Raw genomic sequence first — 17,682 nt, 5'->3', positions numbered from 1 at the left:
GGGGCAGGAGGCAGCGGTGGACCACGGTCATCACTCGGGCATGTGGGTACCCGTGGAGCCGCCGACCTGGGGGCGGATGTTCCTGCCGCACCTCGACGGCTGGTCGTGGCTGGCGGTGCTGAGCCTGCTCGGGCTCGTCGGCTACCTCGTCGCGGTCGTGCTGCTGCGCCGCACGGGCGTGGCCTGGCCGTGGTGGCGGACGGCGTCCTGGCTGGCCGGCTGCGTCGCGCTGTTCGCGGTCACCGGCACCTGGCTCAACGGCTACAGCATGGTGCTGTTCAGCGCGCACATGGCCCAGCACATGGTGCTGTCCATGGTGGTGCCGATCCTGCTGCTGGTCGGCGCCCCGGTGACCCTCGCGCTGCGGACCCTGCCGCGCGGCAAACGGCTGGCCGGCGTCCCGCGGGCGCTGCTGCTCGACGCGCTGCACAGCCGGGTCGCCCGCGTGCTGTCGCACCCGGCGTTCACGCTGCCGCTGTTCCTGGCCAGCCTCTACGCGGTCTACTTCACGCCGGTGTTCGACGCGCTCATGGCCAACCCGGTCGGCCACCAGTTCATGCTGGCCCACTTCACCGTGACCGGGCTGCTCTTCTTCGGCCCGATCCTGGCCCAGGACCCCTGGCCCCGGACGGCGGGCCACGGCGGCCGGATCGTCGAGCTGCTGCTCCCGATGCCGTTCCACGCCTTCTTCGGCGTCGCGATCCTGATGGCCGGCTCGCTGGTGGTGGAGACCTTCGCCGACGCGCCGGCCGGCTGGGGCGTCGACCCGCTGTCGGACCAGAAGACCGCCGGGAGCATCGCCTGGTCCTTCGGCGAGATCCCGACGGTCTTCGTCCTGGCGCTGGTGCTGTTCGCCTGGATGGGCTCCGAGCAGCGGAAGGCCCGCCGCCTCGACCGGGTCGCCGAGCGCACCCAGGACGCCGAGCTCGCCGCCTACAACGAGCGCCTCAAGGCCCTCGCCGCGCGCGGCCGGTGACGTCGTCGTCCTGCCCCCTGCCCCCTGCGCCGCGCTCCCTCCGAGTCGACGGATCCCCTGCGTTGACCATGGGGTTGTTGCAGGCGACACGGCTCGGCACGCCGACGCCACCGGCACCAACCCCATGATCAACAGGGGAGGAGGGGAGTCGCTCAGCCCACGTGGACCGGCGTCCCCTCCGCCGGCAGGTCCTCCTTGGTGGCCCGGATCAGCACCGCGGACACCAGCGCGCCCAGGACCAGCAGCCCCGCGGCCCAGCTGAACGCCGTGGTGTAGCCCTCGACCTGCGCCTGGAGCCCGACCGCGGGGTCGGCCGGGTCGCCGCCTGAGGTGGCCACGCCGGTGACGTACCCGGTGATCGCACCGACCGACAGCGTCGCGAGCAGCGCGGTGCCGATGGAGGCGCCGACCTGCTGGGTGGCGTTCAGCATCGCGCTGGCCGCACCCGCGTCGTGCTCACCGGCGCCGACGAGGGCGAGGTTGGACAGCGGCACGAAGGTGAAGCCCAGGCCGAGGCCCAGCAGCAGCTGGCCGGGGAAGGCCAGCGCCCAGAAGCCGCTGTCGACGTCGAGGAAGGACAGCGTCGCCAGCCCGCCCGCGGCGAGCAGCCCGCCGAGCACCATCAGCGGCTTGGGCCCGACCCGCGGCGCGGCCGCGCTGGCGGCGCCGGCGGAGAGGAGCACGCCCAGCGTGGTCGGCAGCGAGGCCAGGCCCGCGTGCACCGGCTGGTAGCCCAGCACCTGCTGGAAGTAGAGGCTCAGGAAGAAGAACGCGCCGATCAGCCCGGCACCGACCAGCGTCGAGGTCAGGTAGGCGCCGCCGCGGTTGCGGTCCAGGACGATCCGCATCGGCAGCAGCGGGTTGCCCGAGCGCAGCTCGACGACGACGAACGCCGCCACCAGCAGGACGCCGAGGCCGATGAACAGCAGCGCGGTCGGGTCGGTCCAGCCGTTCTCCGGGATGCCGACGGCGGCGTTCTCCTGCGAGGTCTCGGCGACCAGGGTGAAGCCGTAGACGACGGCGGCGACGCCGGCGGTGACGAGCACCGCGCCGGGGATGTCGTAGCGGGTGTCCCCGGGGGCCCGGCTCTCCGGCACGATCGGGATGGCGGCCACGACGGCGACGATCGCCACCGGCAGGTTCACCCAGAAGCACCAGCGCCAGTCGGCGTACTCGGTCAGCACGCCGCCGAGCAGCAGGCCGACGGCGGAGCCACCGCCGGCGATCGCGCCGTAGACGGCGAACGCCCTGGCCCGCTCGCGCGGGTCGGTGAACAGCACGGTCAGCAGCGCCAGCGAGGCCGGCGCCAGCAGTGCACCGAAGGCGCCCTGCAGGGCGCGGGCGGCGAAGAGCATGCCCTCGTCCTGCGCGACGCCGCCCAGCGCCGAGGCGACGGCGAAGCCGGCGGCCCCGACGAGGTAGGTGCGCTTGCGACCCCAGAAGTCGGCGATGCGGCCGCCGAGGAGCAGGAGGCCACCGAAGGTCAGCGTGTAGGCGGTGACGATCCACTGCTGGCTGGCCGCGCTGATCTGCAGGTCGGCGGAGACCGCGGGCAGCGCGATGTTGACGATCGTCGCGTCGAGGATGACCAGCAGGACGGTGACGGCGATGACCGCGAGGGCCAGCCAGCGCTGCGGGTGGGGCTCGTCGCCGAGGGTGCCGGCGCCGGACGCGCGGGCGGGCGTGGGGTCTGTCATGGAGGTCCTCAGGGGTGGTGCGGAAGGGAGGGCCACGGCGGCGGGGCCCGGGGGAAGGTAGCCGCCTGCAACCATGTCCGCGTGCCGGTTTCCCTCGTGTTGACCGCGGACACGCACGTCCCCAAGCGGGCGCGTGACCTACCTCATGCGCTGTGGGCCGCGATCGACGCGGCGGACGTCGTCGTGCACGCCGGCGACTGGGTGGACGTCGCGCTGCTCGACCGCTTCGAGGAGCGCGCCCACCGGCTGGTCGCCGTCCACGGCAACAACGACCACGGCCCGCTGCGCGAACGGCTGCCCGAGGTGGCCCGCGCCGAGGTCGGCGGCATCCGGCTGGCCGTCGTCCACGAGACCGGCGACAGACGAGGCCGCGAGGCCCGCTGTGCCGCCCGCTTCCCCGACGCCGACCTGCTGGTGTTCGGGCACAGCCACATCCCCTGGGACACCACCGCCGACACCGGCCTGCGGCTGGTGAACCCCGGCTCGCCCACCGACCGGCGCCGGCAGCCGCACGGCACGTTCGTCACCGCGGTGGCCGACGACGGCGTGCTGCGGGACGTGACCTTCCACCCGGTCGTGAGGTGACGGCGGCCACCGGCGGCAGCACGGGAGGCACGGCGCGGTGGCGCCACCTCGGGGTCAGCCTGGTCGGGCTGGTCGCCGCGTGCGCGGTGCAGAACGGGCTGCCCTTCCTCACCGTCGCCCTCCGCGAGGAGGGGCTCTCCCTCGCCGCGATCGGCCTGCTGGTCAGCGCACCCACGGCCGGCCTGGTGCTCAGCCTGCTCGCCTGGGGCGCGGCGGCAGACCGGTACGGCGAACGGGTGGTGCTCAGCACCGGGCTCGGTGTCGCTGCGGCCGCCATGACCGGCGCCGCCCTGGCCGACACCCCGGTCGCCACGGGGCTGTGGCTGCTGCTCGCCGGTGCCGGCAGCGCCTCGGTGCACGCGGCCAGCGGGCGGCTGGTGCTCGGCTGGTTCCCCGCCTCGCAGCGCGGCCTGGCCATGGGGGTGCGCCAGGCGGGCCAGCCGATCGGCGTGGGGTTGGCGGCCGTCGCGTTGCCGCGGCTGGCCGAGGACGGCCCGGGGACGGCGTTCGCCGCGCTCGCCACCGGCTGCGCGGTCACCGCCGTCCTCGTCGGGGCGCTGGTGCGCGACCCGGCGCGGCCCCAGCCGGCCCCGGGTGCGCCGCGGGCAGCCTCGCCCTACCGCTCGCCGGTGCTGTGGCGGGTGCACGCGGCCAGCACGCTGCTCGTCGTCCCGCAGTTCGTGGTGGCGGCCTTCAGCTTCGACTTCCTGGTGCAGCAGGTCGGCTGGTCGACCGCCGGTGCCGGCACGCTGCTCGCGGTCACCCAGCTCGGCGGGGCGGCCGCGCGGCTCGGCGCGGGCGTGTGGTCCGACCGCGCGGGCAGCCGGGTGCGGCCGCTGCGCCTGGTCTCGGTCGCGGTGGCCGCCGTCGTCGGGGTGCTGGCCGTCGTCGCCGTCCTCACCCCGGACGTCCTCGCCCCGGCCGCCGTCGCCGTGGCCGTCGTCTGCTCCGCCGTCGTCACGGTGAGCCCGAACGGGATCGCGTTCACCTCCGTCGCCGAGCAGGCCGGCAGCGCCTGGGCCGGGCGGGCGCTGGGAGCGCACAACACCGCGCAGAACCTCTGCGCCGCCCTGACCGTCCCGCTGGCCGCGCTGCTCGTCGACAGCGGGCCCGGCTACCCGGCGGCGTTCGTGGCCGGCGCCGTGGCGGCGGCCCTGGCGGTCGGTGTCGTCCCGGGCCGGGCGGCCGAGGCGTCCTCCCGCGGCGCCCCGCGCGAGGCCGACCCGGCCACGAGCCGGTGAGCCCCCGCCGACCGTGGCCCCCGGGAGCGGTCGAGCTGCTCGCCTGCCCGGTCTGCGGGGCACCGCTGGGCGTGCGGGCCGACGACGCCGGGCTGGTCTGCCCGGCCGGACACTCCTTCGACCGGGCGCGGCAGGGGCAGGTCACGCTGCTGCCGCCCGGGCACGTCCCACCGTCCGGCGACTCCGCGGCGATGGTCGCCGACCGGGTCGCCTTCCTCGCCGCCGGCCACTACGCCGGTGTGACCCGCGCGCTGGCGGACGCCGTCACCGCGGGGGACGACGGCCAGCCCGGCGCGCTGCTCGACCTCGGCGGGGGCACCGGGCACCACCTGGCCGGTGTCCTCGACCGGCTGCCCGGCGCGGTCGGGGTGGTCCTGGACTCCTCGCGGTACGCCGCCCGCCGCGCGGCCGGCGCCCACCCCCGGGCCTTGGCGGTGGTGGGCGACGCGTGGGTCCGGCTGCCGCTGCGTGACGCCGCCGTCGACCGCGTGCTGGTGGTCTTCGCCCCGCGCAACGGCCCCGAGACCGCGCGGGTGCTGCGGCCGGGCGGGCGGCTGGTCGTCGTCACGCCCGCCGCCGACCACCTCGCCGAGCTGGTCGAGCCGCTGGGGTTGCTGCGCGTCGACCCCGACAAGGCCCGCCGGCTGTCAGCGGCCCTCGAACCGCACCTGCGCCCGGTCGCCGCGGCCGGGCACCGGGAGCGGCTGGAGCTGGACCGCGCGGCGGTCACGACCCTGGTCGGCATGGGCCCGCACGCCCGGCACCTGACGCCCGAGGGGCTGGCGGCGGCCGTGGCCGGGCTACCCGAACGGACGCCGGTGACCGTGTCGGTCGACGTGACGACCTGGACCCGGGCCGGTTGACGTGGGCCGTCAGGTCACGGTTCGGCAACGGTCTCGGGGCGATGGTGCCGCGGGGACGGCGTGCCTCCGGCGTCGCCAGGAGGTGCGTCGCAGGAACCGTCTAAGCTGCGGCCGTGACGATCGCACCGGCGCCGATCGTGAGCCGGCCGAGCCCGGTTCACCAGGCCGAGAAGGGCTCGCGGCTCTCGAACCTGCTGCGGACCACCGACCACAAGACCATCGGCCTGATGTACCTGGCCACCTCCTTCGTCTGGTTCGTCATCGGCGGGCTGATGGCGATGCTCATGCGCGGGGAGCTGGCCCGGCCGGCTCTGCAGTTCCTGTCGCCGGAGCAGTACAACCAGCTGGTCACCATGCACGGCACGATCATGTTGCTGTTCTTCGCGACGCCGCTGTTCTTCGCGTTCGCGAACCTGGTCATGCCGCTGCAGATCGGCGCCCCCGACGTCGCCTTCCCGCGGCTGAACTCCTTCTCCTACTGGCTGTTCCTGTTCGGCAGCACGATCGCGGTCTCGGGGTTCTTCACCCCCGGTGGCGCGGCCGACTTCGGCTGGTACGCCTACACCCCGCTGTCCGACGCGACCAACAGCCCCGGCGCCGGTGCCGACCTGTGGATCGCCGGCCTGGCGGTGTCCGGCCTGGGCACCATCCTCGGTGCGGTCAACTTCATCACGACGCTCGCCTGCCTGCGGGCGCCGGGCATGACGCTGTTCCGGATGCCGATCTTCTGCTGGAACACCCTGGTCACCAGCCTGCTGGTGCTCTTCGCCTTCCCGATCCTCACCGCCGCCCTGTTCGCTCTCCTGGCGGACCGGCAGCTGGGTGCCCTCGTGTACTCGGAGGAGAACGGGGGGCCGATGCTGTGGCAGCACCTGTTCTGGTTCTTCGGGCACCCCGAGGTCTACATCATCGCGCTGCCGTTCTTCGGCATCGTCACCGAGATCATCCCGGTGTTCAGCCGCAAGCCGCTGTTCGGCTACAAGGGCATGGTCTTCGCGACCATCGCCATCGGCGCCCTCTCGCTGACGGTGTGGGCGCACCACATGTACGCCACCGGCGCGATCCTGCTGCCGTTCTTCGCGTTCCTGACCTACCTGATCGCCGTGCCGACCGGGATCAAGTTCTTCAACTGGATCGGCACCATGTGGCGGGGTCAGCTGACCTTCGAGACGCCGATGCTCTTCTCCATCGGCTTCATGGTGACCTTCCTGCTCGGTGGGCTGACCGGCGTGCTGCTGGCCTCCCCGCCGCTGGACTGGCACGTCAACGACAGCTACTTCGTCGTGGCCCACTTCCACTACGTGGTCTTCGGGACCGTCGTGTTCGCGGCCTACGCCGGCGTCTACTTCTGGTTCCCGAAGCTGTGCGGCCGGATGATGGACGAGCGGCTGGGCAAGCTGCACTTCTGGTTGACCTTCATCGGCTTCCACGGCACGTTCCTGGTGCAGCACTGGCTCGGCGGTGAGGGCTTCCCCCGGCGCTACGCCAACTACCTGCCGAGCGACGGGTTCACCACGCTGAACACCGTCTCGACGATCTTCTCGTTCATCCTCGGGGCCTCGACGATCCCGTTCTTCTACAACGTGGCGAAGTCGTGGCGGTACGGCCGGCTGGCGCTGCGGGACGACCCGTGGGGCCACGGCAACTCGTTGGAGTGGGCGACGTCGTCCCCGCCGCCGCGGCACAACTTCGTGGAGATCCCGAAGATCCGCTCCGAGCGGCCGGCGTTCGAGGCGCACTACCCGCACCTCGTCGAGCGCCTGCAGCAGGAGGCACACGCCGGCAAGCGGCACGACTCCTATGTCGCCGAGCTCGGTGCCACCGGCGGTCGCCGGCAGGGACCGAACGACCCCGACCCCACCTGAGGAAGGACCACCCTTCCCCCCACGCCTCGCACGCTCGGCGCGGGACCCTGAAGGGTGGCTGTTCCAGCACCTCGCCAGGCTCGCGGCGGGACCCTGCAGGGGGCCACCCGTCCTCGCGACCTCCGCGACGCCCTGTCGGCCCCGGCCGGCGGGGCGTCGCGGCGTTCGGGGCGGGTCCTGGCCCCGCTCCGGGCCGGGGGCAGGACGCCGGAGCGCGGTGCGGGAGGATGGCTGTCGTGCCGCCCGACCCCGCCCTCCGCACGTCACCGACCGCCGTCTCCACCCCGCGGGCGCTGTTGACCGTCTCGGGAGGCGACCGGCGGGGGGTCACCGCACGGCTGTTCTCGGCCCTCGCCGCGCCTGGCGGAGAGCTCCCGCCGGTCGAGGTGGTCGACGTCGAGCAGGTCGTGGTCCACGGGCAGCTGGTGCTCGGCGTCGTCGTCGGGGCGCTGCCCGCCGAGGGCGGGCCGGTGGACGAGGGCCGGTTCCTCGCCGCACTCGAACGGCTCGCCGCCGAGGTCGCGGAGGCGACCGGGGTGCGGGTCGAGGTGGAGTCGGCCGCCGACGCGGGCCTCGACGCCGCCCCGGAGGGCCGCCCCCACCACGTCATCCTGCTCGGCCGCCCGGTGCCCCCGGAGGCCGTGGCCGGCGCCGCGGCGGCCATCGCCGGTATCGGCGGCAACATCGAGGCGATCCGCCGGCTGTCGGACTACCCGGTGACCAGCTTCGAGCTGACCGTCTCCGGCGCGGAGGCCACCGAGCTGCGCACGGCTCTGGCCTCGATCGCCTCGACCAGCGGCGCCGACATCGCCGTCGAGCAGGTCGGCCTGGCTCGCCGCAGCAAGCGGCTGATCGTGCTCGACGTCGACTCCACGCTGGTCCGCGGCGAGGTGATCGACGAGCTCGCCGCGCGCGCCGGGCGGGCCGCCGAGGTCGCGCGGATCACCGCCGCCGCCATGAACGGGGAGCTGGACTTCGCCCAGTCGCTGCGGGCCCGCGTGGCCGCGCTCGAGGGGCTGCCGGTCGAGGTGCTCGACGAGGTCCGCGAGACGCTGGTGTTCACGCCGGGCGCGCGCACGCTCATCCGCACCCTCAAACGGCTCGGGTTCCGCTGCGGCATCGTCAGCGGTGGCTTCACCCAGATCACCGATCCGCTGGCCGAGCAGCTCGGCCTGGACTTCGCTGCCGCCAACACCCTCGAGGTGGCCGACGGGCGGCTCACCGGCGGTCTGGTGGGGGAGATCGTCGACCGCGCCGGCAAGGCCCGCGCGCTGGCCCGCTTCGCCGACCGGTACGACATCCCGCTGGACCAGACCGTGGCCGTCGGCGACGGCGCCAACGACCTCGACATGCTCAACGCCGCCGGGCTCGGCATCGCCTTCAACGCCAAGCCCTACGTGCGCGAGCAGGCGCACACGGCGCTCAACCAGCCCTACCTCGACGCCGTCCTGCAGGTGCTGGGCTTCACCCGCGACGAGGTCCTCGACGCTCTGCCGGTGTCGTCCTCCGGATGACACCGCGGCCAGGTACCCTCCCCGAGCTGCGCTGAGCCCTCCCCGCCCCTCCTCGCGGAGGCCTCCGGCCCCCACTCGTCGGGACACCTCGCAGGGCGGCTCCCCGGAGCCACCGCGCCGGACCGCCCCGCAGGCGTCACGCGGTCAGCCGCGGTGGACGGTGCCCTCCAGGTCGACGCCGGCCGTGCGCAGCTGGTCGAGGGCGGCGTCCGTGGTCGCCTCGCTGACGCCCGCGGTGAGCGGCAGCAGCACCCGGGTCGCGAAGCCCTCGCCGACGGCGTCCAGCGCGGTCGCCCGCACGCAGTGGTCGGTGGCGATGCCGACGACGTCCACGGCGACCACCCCGTGCGCGCGCAGCCAGTCGGCCAGGAGGACGCCGTCCGAGCGCCCCTCGAAGCCGGAGTAGGCCGCCGCGTACTCGCCCTTGTCGAAGACCGCCTCGATGGGGGCACGCTCCAGTCGGGGGTGCAGCTCGACGCCGTCCGTACCGACCACGCAGTGCGCCGGCCAGGTCTCCAGGTAGTCCGGCTCCTCGGCGAAGTGGCCGCCGGGGTCGACGTGGTGGTCGCGGGTGGCCACCACGTGCGCGTAGTCGGCGGCGTGCGCGCGGACGTGCGCGCTGATCGCGGCGGCGACGTCCGCCCCTCCGGCGACGGCGAGGCTGCCGCCCTCGCAGAAGTCGTTCTGCACGTCCACGACCACCAGGGCGCGGGTCATCGGTCTCCTCCTCAGGCCGTCAGGGTGTCGATGGCGCAGTCCCCGCGGGACAGCGCGAACGCCTCCGCGGGCATCGCCTCGCGCGCCTGCTGGTGGTGCGCTCGGGCGGCGGCCAGCGCCTCGCGCGGTGTGGCCGGGGTGCAGATCTCGCCGCCCCGGACCAGCTCCACGATCAGCGGCCGGTCGCCGTCCCGGGGCAGGACCGGCTCGCTCGTGACCACCTCGGCGGTCGCCGTCCCGGACGCGTCGTGCCGGCGGACGGCGGACTTCCGGCCGCCCACCGACGGCTTGCCCAGGGACCGCTTGGCCACCGGGACGCCGTCGCGCTCGACCAGCTTGTAGACCATGCCCATCGTCGGTGCGCCGGAGCCGGTGACCAGCGACGTCCCGACGCCGTAGCCGTCGACCGGCGCGGCCATCATCCCGGCGATGGCGTACTCGTCGAGGTCGCTGGTGACGATGATCCGCGTGCGCGTGGCGCCGAGCTCGTCGAGCAGCTCGCGGGCGTGGGTGGCGAGCGTGGGCAGGTCGCCGGAGTCCAGCCGGATGGCGCCGAGCTCCGGGCCGGCGACCTCCACCGCGGTGCGGATGCCCTGGTCGACGTCGTAGGTGTCCACCAACAGCGTCGTGCCGACGCCGAGCGTGGCGACCTGGGCACGGAAGGCCGACTCCTCGTCGTCGTGCAGCAGCGTGAAGGCGTGCGCGCTGGTGCCGGTCGTGGGCACCCCGTAGCGGTGGCCGGCCTCGAGGTTGGAGGTCGAGGCGAAGCCCACCAGGTACGCGGCGCGGGCGGCGGCGACCGCGGCCCCCTCGTGGGTGCGCCGCGACCCCATCTCGATGCACGGCCGCTCGCAGGCCGCGGTGACCATCCGGGCCGCGGCGGAGGCGATCGCGCTGTCGTGGTTGAGCACCGAGAGCACCAGGGTCTCCAGCAGCACCCCCTGGGCGAACGGTGCGCGGACGGTCAGCACGGGGGAGCCGGGGAAGAACAGCTCGCCCTCGGCGTAGCCGTCGACGTCCCCGCTGAAGCGGAACCCGGCCAGCCAGTCCAGGAGCCGGGAGTCGGTGAGCCCCTGCTCCCGCAGCGCGGCGAGGTCCTCGTCGGTGAACCGGAAGTCCGGCAGCGCTTCCAGCAGCCGGCCGGTGCCGGCGAGCACGCCGTAACGCCGCCCGTGCGGCAGCCGGCGGGCGAAGGTCTCGAACACGCAGTCGCGGTCGGCCGTACCGTCGGCCAGGGCCGCGGCGACCATGGTGAGCTCGTACCGGTCGGTGAGCAGGGCGGGACCCGTCGGCATGGCCCCGGAGCCTAGGCGGGGCCGCGCAGGTCCACCGCCCGGGCGGGTCTCCTACAGTGGAGCCGTGGCCGGACCACTCGCGCCGACACGGACGCCGGAGGAGACCGTCGAGGAGCACGGCGACCTCGACCGTCCCTGGGTCACCATCGTCTGGAACGACCCGGTCAACCTCATGACCTACGTGACCTACGTGCTGCAGGAGCTGTTCGGCTACGACGAGCCGACGGCGACCACGCTGATGCTGCAGGTGCACGAGGAGGGCCGGGCGATCGTGAGCTCCGGCCCGCGGGAGAAGATGGAGCACGACACCAGCCGGTTGCACGCCTACGGCCTGTGGGCCAGCTACCAGCAGGACTCGTGAGCGAGCTTGCGAGCTCACGCAGGGCCACAGCAGGCCGGGCCCATGCGGGCGACGAGCGCCAGCGAGGAGACCGCATGAGGCCCTTCCGCCGCAAGGGCGACGAGCTGGTGGCCCGGCTGGAGCCGGCCGAGGTCCGCATCCTCGCGCTGCTGCTCGACCAGCTCGAGCAGCTGCTCACCGCCGACGCCGAGGACGTCACCGGCGACCCGGTGCTCGACCGGCTGCTGCCCGCAGGCCACCGCAGCGACCCCGAGCTGGCCGCCGACTACCGCGAGCTGACCGAGTCCTCGCTGCGTGCGGGCAAGGCCGACGACCTGGCCACGGTCCGCGCCGGCCTGCCACCGGACGGCGGGACCGTCCGCCTGGACCGCGAGCAGGCGACCGCCTGGCTGCGCACCAGCAACGACCTGCGCCTGGCGCTGGGCACCCGCCTCGACATCCAGGAGGACACCGAGCCGCCGGAGGACCTCGCCAGCGAGGAGGGGCAGCAGCTGGCCGTGTACTACTGGCTCACCGGGCTGCAGGGGTCGCTCGTCGACGCACTCGCCGCCGGTCGCGCCGGCCGAAGGTGAGCACGACCAGCACCGCGATCAGCAGGTCGAGCACGAAGAACACCGACACCAGACCCGGCATCTGCAGGTCCCGCACGATCGCCCCGACGGCGCTGACGAGGACGACGAGCGAGAGCCCCCCGACCAGCAGCAGGGTCAGCAGCCGGCCGGTGACCAGCAGCACCAGGGAGATCCGGTCGGCGGTGACGTCGCTGCTGTAGTGGCCGCTGCGCTGGCGCAGTCCCACCGCCCCGCCCAGCAGTGCGGGCACCGCCACGGCCAGCACCCCGGCGATCATCAGCAGCTCCAGGACCACGAACGGGCACCGTATCGGCCGGCCCCGTCCAGGGCACCGCCCCGAGCCCGCGAGGGATGGGAGGACGGGGTCCTTCTAGACTGGGGGCGTGCTGCGCATCGACCGCGCGACCTACGACGCCATCGTGGCCCACGCCCGGGAGGACCACCCGGACGAGGCCTGTGGCGTCGTCGCCGGCCCCGAGGGCAGTGACCGCCCCGAGCGCTTCATCCCGATGCTCAACGCCGCGCGGTCGCCCACGTTCTACGAGTTCGACTCCGGCGACCTGCTGCGGCTGTACCGGGAGATGGACGACCGGGACGAGGAGCCGGTGGTGATCTACCACTCGCACACCGCGACCGAGGCGTACCCCTCGCGGACCGACATCAGCTACGCCTCGGAGCCGAACGCGCACTACGTCCTGGTGTCCACCCGCCACCACGGGGGGCAGACCGGCCTGGCCGGCGACGAGGTCGAGTTCCGCAGCTTCCGCATCGTCGACGGCGTCGTCACCGAGGAGGACGTCGAGGTCGTCGAGTCCTACCTGTTCGGCCACTCGCCGACCACCGTCGTCTACGACTGAAGGAGGCCCCGTCCCGGGGCTCCGGCCCCGTCCCGGGTCCGCCCCGAGCCTGCGAGGTGGGGAGGACGGGGTCCTTCCCCGGGGGGTGAGGAGGACGGGGCCTCCTGCGGGCGCCCCGGAATGACCCGGCGGTCCGCGGGCGTTCCCCGACCAGACGCACGTCCCGCTGCGCGCTCGCGCAGCAGCAACCCGAGTCCTGAGGAGAACAGCACGCCATGGCCATCGAGGTCCGGATCCCGACCATCCTGCGCACCCACACCGGCGGCAACAAGACCGTCGAGGGCCACGGGGACACCCTGGCCGCGCTCGTCGACGACCTCGACGCCAAGCACCCGGGCCTGAAGAACCGCCTCGTCACCGAGGAGGGCAAGCTGCACCGCTTCGTGAACGTCTACGTCAACGACGAGGACGTGCGCTTCACCGGTGCGCTGGACACCCAGGTCAAGGACGGCGACTCGGTCACCATCCTCCCGGCGGTCGCCGGCGGCTGCTGAGCGCCCGTCGCTCGCAGCACCCCCGCCCGTCTCCCGGAAGAGCACCCCCCATGGCCCGCTTCGCCTCCCTGGTCGACTCGCTCGGCAACACCCCGCTCGTGGGGCTGCCGAGCCTGTCGCCGTCCCCTGACGTCCGGCTGTGGGCCAAGCTCGAGGACCACAACCCCACCGGCTCGATCAAGGACCGGGCCGCCATCTCGATGATCGAGGCGGCGGAGAAGGAGGGGAAGCTCAAGGCGGGCGACACCATCCTCGAGCCGACCAGCGGGAACACCGGGATCTCGCTGGCGATGGTGGCCCGGCAGCGGGGCTACCGGCTGATCTGCGTCATGCCGGAGAACACCTCGATCGAGCGGCGCCAGCTGCTGGAGATGTACGGCGCGCAGATCATCAGCTCGCCGGCCGCCGGCGGCTCCAACCAGGCCGTCGCCGTCGCCAAGGGACTGGCCGCCGAGCACGACGACTGGGTGATGCTCTACCAGTACGGCAACCCGGCCAACGCCGAGGCGCACTACACCGGCACCGGTCCGGAGATCCTCGCCGACCTGCCCTCCATCACCCACTTCGTCGCGGGCCTGGGCACCACCGGCACGCTCATGGGCGTGTCCCGCTACCTGCGCGAGAAGAAGCCCGAGGTGCGGGTCATCGCGGCCGAGCCGCGCTACGGCGAGCTGGTCTACGGGCTGCGCAACATCGACGAGGGGTTCGTCCCCGAGCTCTACGACCCGGAGCTGCTGGACTCCCGGTTCAGCGTCGGGCCGCAGGACGCCGTCCGCCGTACCCGGCAGCTGGTCGAGCAGGAGGGCATCTTCGCCGGCATCTCGACCGGCGCGATCCTGCACGCCGCCCTGGGCATCGCCGACAAGGAGGTCGCGGCCGGCCGCAAGGCCGACATCGTCTTCATCGTCTGCGACGGCGGCTGGAAGTACCTGTCCACCGGTGCCTACGCGGGCACGCTGGAGGAGGCGACCTCCGCGCTCGAGGGCCAGCTGTGGGCCTGAGCGGAGTCCGGTCTCCCGGCGCCTGCAGCTAGCCTGACCTGCGTCGTTGGCGTCGCAGCAGGGGGCGGTCGAGTGAGGCTCACGGTGGTCGGCTGCTCGGGCAGCGGTCCGGGGCCGACGTCGCCCGCGTCGAGCTACCTGGTGGAGCACGACGGCTTCCGCGTGCTGCTGGACCTCGGCAACGGCGCCTTCGGGACGCTGCAGGCCCTCGCCGACCCGGCCACGGTCGATGCGCTGTACCTGTCGCACCTGCACGCCGACCACTGCCTCGACGTCGCCCCGTTCATCGTCTGGCACCGCTACTCGGGGCGCTCCCGGCGCCGGCCGGTGCCCCTCTACGCCCCGGCCGGCGCCGACCGGCGGCTGGCGGCGGCCTACTACGGGGACGGCGCCCCGCTGGAGGACGTCTTCGACTTCGCCGTCCTCACCGGCGCGCCGTTCGACCTCGGCCCCTTCCAGGTGCAGACGGTCCGTACCGCGCACCCGGTCGAGTGCCACGCCGTCCGGCTGACCGCCGGTGGCCGGTCGCTGGTCTACACCGGGGACACCGGCGCCAGCACCGCCGTCGTCGAGCTGGCCCGCGGCGTCGACGTCCTGCTGGCCGAGGCCGCGCACCCCGACGTCCCCGGGCTGCCGCCGGACCTGCACCTCACCGGCCGGGAGGCCGGCGAGCACGCCGCCGCGGCCGGTGTCGGCCGCCTGCTGCTCACCCACGTCCCATCGTGGATCGACCGGACGGCGCAGCTGGCGTCGGCGCGCGCGGTCTTCCCCGCGGCCGAGCTGGTCGAGCCCGGGGCCACCTACGAGGTCTGAGAGAGGACCCCTCTGCCCCCCGCCAGTGGGAGCCGGGGCGCGGGCGTCACCCGGGCGACGGTAGCCGTGCCCGCCGCTGTTGCCGCCCCGACCTCCGGGCGGCAGCGTGGACCGCGTGGTCGACGACGAACGGGACGGCGTCCGGCTGACCAGCCTCGATGCCCCGCTGGGTGATGGGCTGGAGGTCACCAAGGGCGAGCTGGTCGACCACCTGGACGCGTTCGCGGACCGGCTGGTGCCCCAGTTGGCCGGCCGGCCGCTGTCGGTGAAGCGCGTGCGGCCCGGCCAGGAGCCCTTCATGCAGCGCAACGTCCCCAAGGGCGCCCCGGACTGGGTGCGCACCGTCCCCGTCTGGTCGTACGGCGCGCACCGCGAGGTGCACCAGGTGCTCTGCGACGACCGCCGCACGCTGCTGTGGCTGGCCAACCAGCGGGCGGTCGAGTTCCACGTCCCCTTCTTCGTCGCGGGCGCCGAGGCGGAGCCGACCGGCATCGTGCTCGACCTCGACCCGCCGGAGGGGGCCGACTTCGGCGTGGTGGTCCAGGCCGCGGAGCTGGTGCGGCGCGCGCTCGCTGCCGCGGGGCTCGCCGGGGCGGTGAAGACGAGTGGGTCCAAGGGCGTGCACGTCGTCGTCCCGGTGCGGGGCGTGTCGCCCGAGGACGCCGCCGCCGCGACCCGCGCCCTGGCCGCCCGTGCCGCCGCACTCGACCCGGACCTGGCCACGACCGCCTACATCCGCGAGGACCGGCACGGCCGGGTGTTCCTCGACTCGACCCGCTCGGGCTCCTCGACGATCGTGGCCGCCTACAGCCCCCGCATCCGCCCCGGCCTGCCGGTGTCGGCGCCCGTGGTGTGGGCGGACCTGCCATCGGTGCAGCCCGGCGACGTGACCGTCCGGACGGCGCCCGAGCGGCTGGGGGACGGCGACCCGTGGAGGGCGCTGCTGCCCGACCCCCAGGAGCTGCCCGCTGACCTGGTCGCCGAGGGCCACGCCATCCCGGTCGCCCGCGTGCAGGCCATGCACGAGGGCCGCCGCCGCGCCCGGGCCCGGCGTGCGGAGGCGGGGGACTGATGGTCCGCGGCTCCCTCCACAGCGGACGGCGCCGTCCACAGCCCGCCGGCAGGGCAGCGCACCGCCCGGGCAGGCTCCGCGCATGCCCCTCGACCCGCAGACGACGGCCTGGCTCGACCAGGAGGACACGCACCTCGCCCGGGTGATCCGGCAGCACCGCTGGGCGGTGCAGTACGTCGGCTCCGGCGAGGAGGACGACGAGCCCTCCTTCGGCTGCACGATCGGGCTCTTCGGGCTCGGCCACCTCGAGCTCGTGCTGGTGGGACTGGGTGTCGGCACGACCCACGGCGTGCTGCAGCGGGTGGCCGAGGAGGTCGCCGCCGGTCGCGACCTGGTGCCCGGCGAGCTGGTCGTCCGGGACGACGGGGCCGGCCGGCTCTACGTCGAGGCCTCACCGAACCCGGGCGAGGTGGTGCTGGGCGCCAACCGCTTCCACCAGCGGCCACCGGAGTACTCGGTGCCGGCGTTCCAGCTGGCCTGGAGCCACGCGGACGGGCGGTTCCCCTGGGAGGAGGGCTACCCGTGCGGGCCGGAGTGCCAGCCGCGCCCCGGCACGTGGCGGGCGTGGACGGGCGGCCATCCTCGAGGGTCCCGCCGGCCCCGTCCCGGGACCCGCCCCGAGCCTGCGGAGGGGGGCCGTCTACGAGGCGTGGGGGGAGGGGTGGTCCTTCCTCAGCCCAGGCCGAGGTCGCGGCGCAGCTTGGCGACGTGCCCGGTCGCCTTGACGTTGTAGGCGGCCTTCTCGATGCGGCCCTCGGCGTCGACGACGAAGGTCGACCGGATCACGCCCACGACCTCCTTGCCGTACAGCTTCTTGGTCCCGTACGCGCCGTAGGCGGTCAGCACCTGCTTGTCCGGGTCGGAGAGCAGCGTGATCCGCAGCTCCTCCTCATCGCGGAAGCGCAGCAGCTTCTCGGTCGGGTCGGGGGAGATGCCGATGATGTCCAGGCCGGCCTCGGCCAGGTCGCCGGCGGCGGCGGTGAAGTCGACGGCCTGCGTGGTGCAGCCCGGCGTCATGGCCGCGGGGTAGCAGTACACGATCACCCGGCGGCCGCGGTAGCTCGCGAGCGACACCGGGTTGCCGTCGGCGTCGGGCAGCGTGAACTCCGGCGCGAGGTCACCGGGGGCGAGGCGGACGGGGGCCGTGGACAAGCCGCTGTCGGTGTCGGTCACACCCGTCATCCTGCCGCGCCCGGCCGACCACGGTGCAGAGGGTGGACGTGCGGCCCCTGCAGGTGGGAGGAACCCGTCCTCCTCACCCCTCGCCGGCTCGGGGCGAGCCTCCGGACGGGGCCGCGGTGGGGTGGGGGAGGAGGTTCTCTCAGCCGGCGAGGAAGGAGAACCGGACATGCCGCTGCGGGTTGTCGGTGTTCGTGTCGACCAGGCAGATCCGCTGCCAGGTGCCCAGCTGCATCCGGCCCTCCAGCACCGGCACGCTGGCGTGCGGCGGGACGAACGCGGGGACCACGTGGTCGCGGCCGTGCCCCGCGCTGCCGTGCCGGTGTCGCCAGCGCTCGTCCCGGGGGAGGAGGACGTCGAGCTGGGCCAGCAGGTCGTCGTCGCTGCCCGAGCCGGTCTCGATGATCGCCAGGCCCGCGGTCGCGTGCGGCACGAAGACGTGCAGGAGGCCGTCGCTCTCGGTGCGCACGAACTCGGCGCACTCGTCGGTGAGGTCGACCACCGTGGGCACGCCTCCGGTCCGGACCGTCCGCAGCTCAGATCGCATGCCGGAGATCCTGCCCAGCCGGACCAGGGGGCA

The 17,682-nt window shown here is 74.1% G+C and carries 20 protein-coding genes; 14 read left to right on the top strand and 6 right to left on the bottom strand.

What is annotated here, in order from left to right; genetic code table 11:
• Positions 1–40: 40 nt before the first annotated feature.
• Positions 41–976, top strand: coding sequence for a cytochrome c oxidase assembly protein (locus tag ACWIX7_RS06735; protein ID WP_448620781.1), 936 nt, complete (start codon positions 41–43; stop codon positions 974–976).
• 152 nt (positions 977–1,128) lie between these two features.
• Here ACWIX7_RS06735 and ACWIX7_RS06730 read toward each other — a convergent pair whose 3' ends face one another.
• Complete coding sequence (locus ACWIX7_RS06730) at positions 1,129–2,673, bottom strand: MFS transporter (protein WP_448620780.1); 1,545 nt, start codon at positions 2,671–2,673, stop codon at positions 1,129–1,131.
• 81 nt (positions 2,674–2,754) lie between these two features.
• On the opposite strand from ACWIX7_RS06730, the gene ACWIX7_RS06725 reads away from it, so the two are divergent.
• The 5 genes from ACWIX7_RS06725 (at position 2,755) to serB (ending at position 8,741) form a co-directional block, all read left to right on the top strand.
• Positions 2,755–3,258, top strand: coding sequence for a metallophosphoesterase family protein (locus ACWIX7_RS06725; RefSeq protein WP_448620779.1), 504 nt, complete (start codon positions 2,755–2,757; stop codon positions 3,256–3,258).
• Entirely contained in the window at positions 3,255–4,499 is a 1,245-nt protein-coding gene (locus ACWIX7_RS06720) for an MFS transporter (protein WP_448620778.1), read from the top strand. Before ACWIX7_RS06725 ends, ACWIX7_RS06720 begins: the two co-directional genes overlap by 4 nt.
• Complete coding sequence (locus ACWIX7_RS06715) at positions 4,496–5,362, top strand: putative RNA methyltransferase (RefSeq protein WP_448620777.1); 867 nt, start codon at positions 4,496–4,498, stop codon at positions 5,360–5,362. The genes ACWIX7_RS06720 and ACWIX7_RS06715 overlap by 4 nt, the downstream gene beginning before the upstream one ends.
• 113 nt (positions 5,363–5,475) lie before the next feature.
• Positions 5,476–7,227, top strand: a complete 1,752-nt coding sequence (gene ctaD / locus ACWIX7_RS06710; RefSeq protein WP_448620776.1) for an aa3-type cytochrome oxidase subunit I — start codon at positions 5,476–5,478, stop codon at positions 7,225–7,227.
• A gap of 236 nt (positions 7,228–7,463) precedes the next feature.
• Positions 7,464–8,741 carry a phosphoserine phosphatase SerB gene (gene serB / locus ACWIX7_RS06705; RefSeq protein ID WP_448620775.1) on the top strand — a complete coding sequence of 426 codons (1,278 nt, stop codon included), beginning with the start codon at positions 7,464–7,466 and terminating at the stop codon, positions 8,739–8,741.
• Between the two features lie 144 nt (positions 8,742–8,885).
• Here the strand turns inward: serB and ACWIX7_RS06700 are convergent, their stop codons facing one another.
• A complete protein-coding gene (locus ACWIX7_RS06700) occupies positions 8,886–9,458 on the bottom strand; it encodes an isochorismatase family protein (protein WP_448620774.1) in 573 nt (190 codons plus the stop codon).
• Positions 9,459–9,469: 11 nt separating this feature from the next.
• Entirely contained in the window at positions 9,470–10,753 is a 1,284-nt protein-coding gene (locus ACWIX7_RS06695; protein WP_448620773.1) for a nicotinate phosphoribosyltransferase, read from the bottom strand.
• Between the two features lie 64 nt (positions 10,754–10,817).
• Between ACWIX7_RS06695 and clpS the strand changes: the two genes are divergently transcribed.
• Positions 10,818–11,114 carry an ATP-dependent Clp protease adapter ClpS gene (gene clpS / locus ACWIX7_RS06690; RefSeq protein WP_091215792.1) on the top strand — a complete coding sequence of 99 codons (297 nt, stop codon included), beginning with the start codon at positions 10,818–10,820 and terminating at the stop codon, positions 11,112–11,114.
• 74 nt (positions 11,115–11,188) lie between these two features.
• Entirely contained in the window at positions 11,189–11,686 is a 498-nt protein-coding gene (locus ACWIX7_RS06685; protein ID WP_448620772.1) for a DUF2017 family protein, read from the top strand.
• Here ACWIX7_RS06685 and ACWIX7_RS06680 read toward each other — a convergent pair.
• Positions 11,625–11,981, bottom strand: coding sequence for a hypothetical protein (locus tag ACWIX7_RS06680; RefSeq protein WP_448620771.1), 357 nt, complete (start codon positions 11,979–11,981; stop codon positions 11,625–11,627). The two genes, ACWIX7_RS06685 and ACWIX7_RS06680, sit on opposite strands and share 62 nt — an antisense overlap.
• An 88-nt stretch (positions 11,982–12,069) precedes the next feature.
• Here ACWIX7_RS06680 and ACWIX7_RS06675 point away from each other — a divergent pair, with 88 nt between their 5' ends.
• From ACWIX7_RS06675 to ACWIX7_RS06650, 6 genes are all read left to right on the top strand, one after another.
• Complete coding sequence (locus ACWIX7_RS06675) at positions 12,070–12,543, top strand: Mov34/MPN/PAD-1 family protein (protein ID WP_448620770.1); 474 nt, start codon at positions 12,070–12,072, stop codon at positions 12,541–12,543.
• Between the two features lie 215 nt (positions 12,544–12,758).
• Entirely contained in the window at positions 12,759–13,037 is a 279-nt protein-coding gene (locus ACWIX7_RS06670; RefSeq protein ID WP_448620769.1) for a ubiquitin-like small modifier protein 1, read from the top strand.
• A 50-nt stretch (positions 13,038–13,087) separates the two neighbouring features.
• The gene (locus tag ACWIX7_RS06665) at positions 13,088–14,038 is read left to right on the top strand and encodes a PLP-dependent cysteine synthase family protein (protein WP_448620768.1); all 951 of its coding nucleotides are present in this window, start codon (positions 13,088–13,090) and stop codon (positions 14,036–14,038) included.
• 72 nt (positions 14,039–14,110) lie between these two features.
• On the top strand, positions 14,111–14,851 hold the full coding sequence (locus ACWIX7_RS06660) for an MBL fold metallo-hydrolase (protein WP_448620767.1): 741 nt from the start codon (positions 14,111–14,113) through the stop codon (positions 14,849–14,851).
• A gap of 115 nt (positions 14,852–14,966) precedes the next feature.
• The gene (gene ligD / locus ACWIX7_RS06655) at positions 14,967–15,923 is read left to right on the top strand and encodes a non-homologous end-joining DNA ligase LigD (protein WP_448620766.1); all 957 of its coding nucleotides are present in this window, start codon (positions 14,967–14,969) and stop codon (positions 15,921–15,923) included.
• An 82-nt stretch (positions 15,924–16,005) separates the two neighbouring features.
• Positions 16,006–16,656: a DUF4262 domain-containing protein gene (locus ACWIX7_RS06650; protein WP_448620765.1), complete on the top strand. Its 651-nt coding sequence runs from the start codon at positions 16,006–16,008 to the stop codon at positions 16,654–16,656.
• Here the strand turns inward: ACWIX7_RS06650 and bcp are convergent.
• Together bcp and ACWIX7_RS06640 are read right to left on the bottom strand one after the other, a co-directional pair.
• Positions 16,596–17,096, bottom strand: a complete 501-nt coding sequence (gene bcp, locus ACWIX7_RS06645) for a thioredoxin-dependent thiol peroxidase (protein WP_448620764.1) — start codon at positions 17,094–17,096, stop codon at positions 16,596–16,598. The genes ACWIX7_RS06650 and bcp overlap by 61 nt on opposite strands.
• 148 nt (positions 17,097–17,244) lie before the next feature.
• Positions 17,245–17,649, bottom strand: coding sequence for a YjbQ family protein (locus ACWIX7_RS06640; RefSeq protein WP_448620763.1), 405 nt, complete (start codon positions 17,647–17,649; stop codon positions 17,245–17,247).
• Between the last annotated feature and the right edge of the window lie 33 nt (positions 17,650–17,682).

Source organism: Geodermatophilus sp. URMC 65 (assembly GCF_053502545.1).
This window is presented reverse-complemented; position numbering and strand designations above follow the sequence as displayed.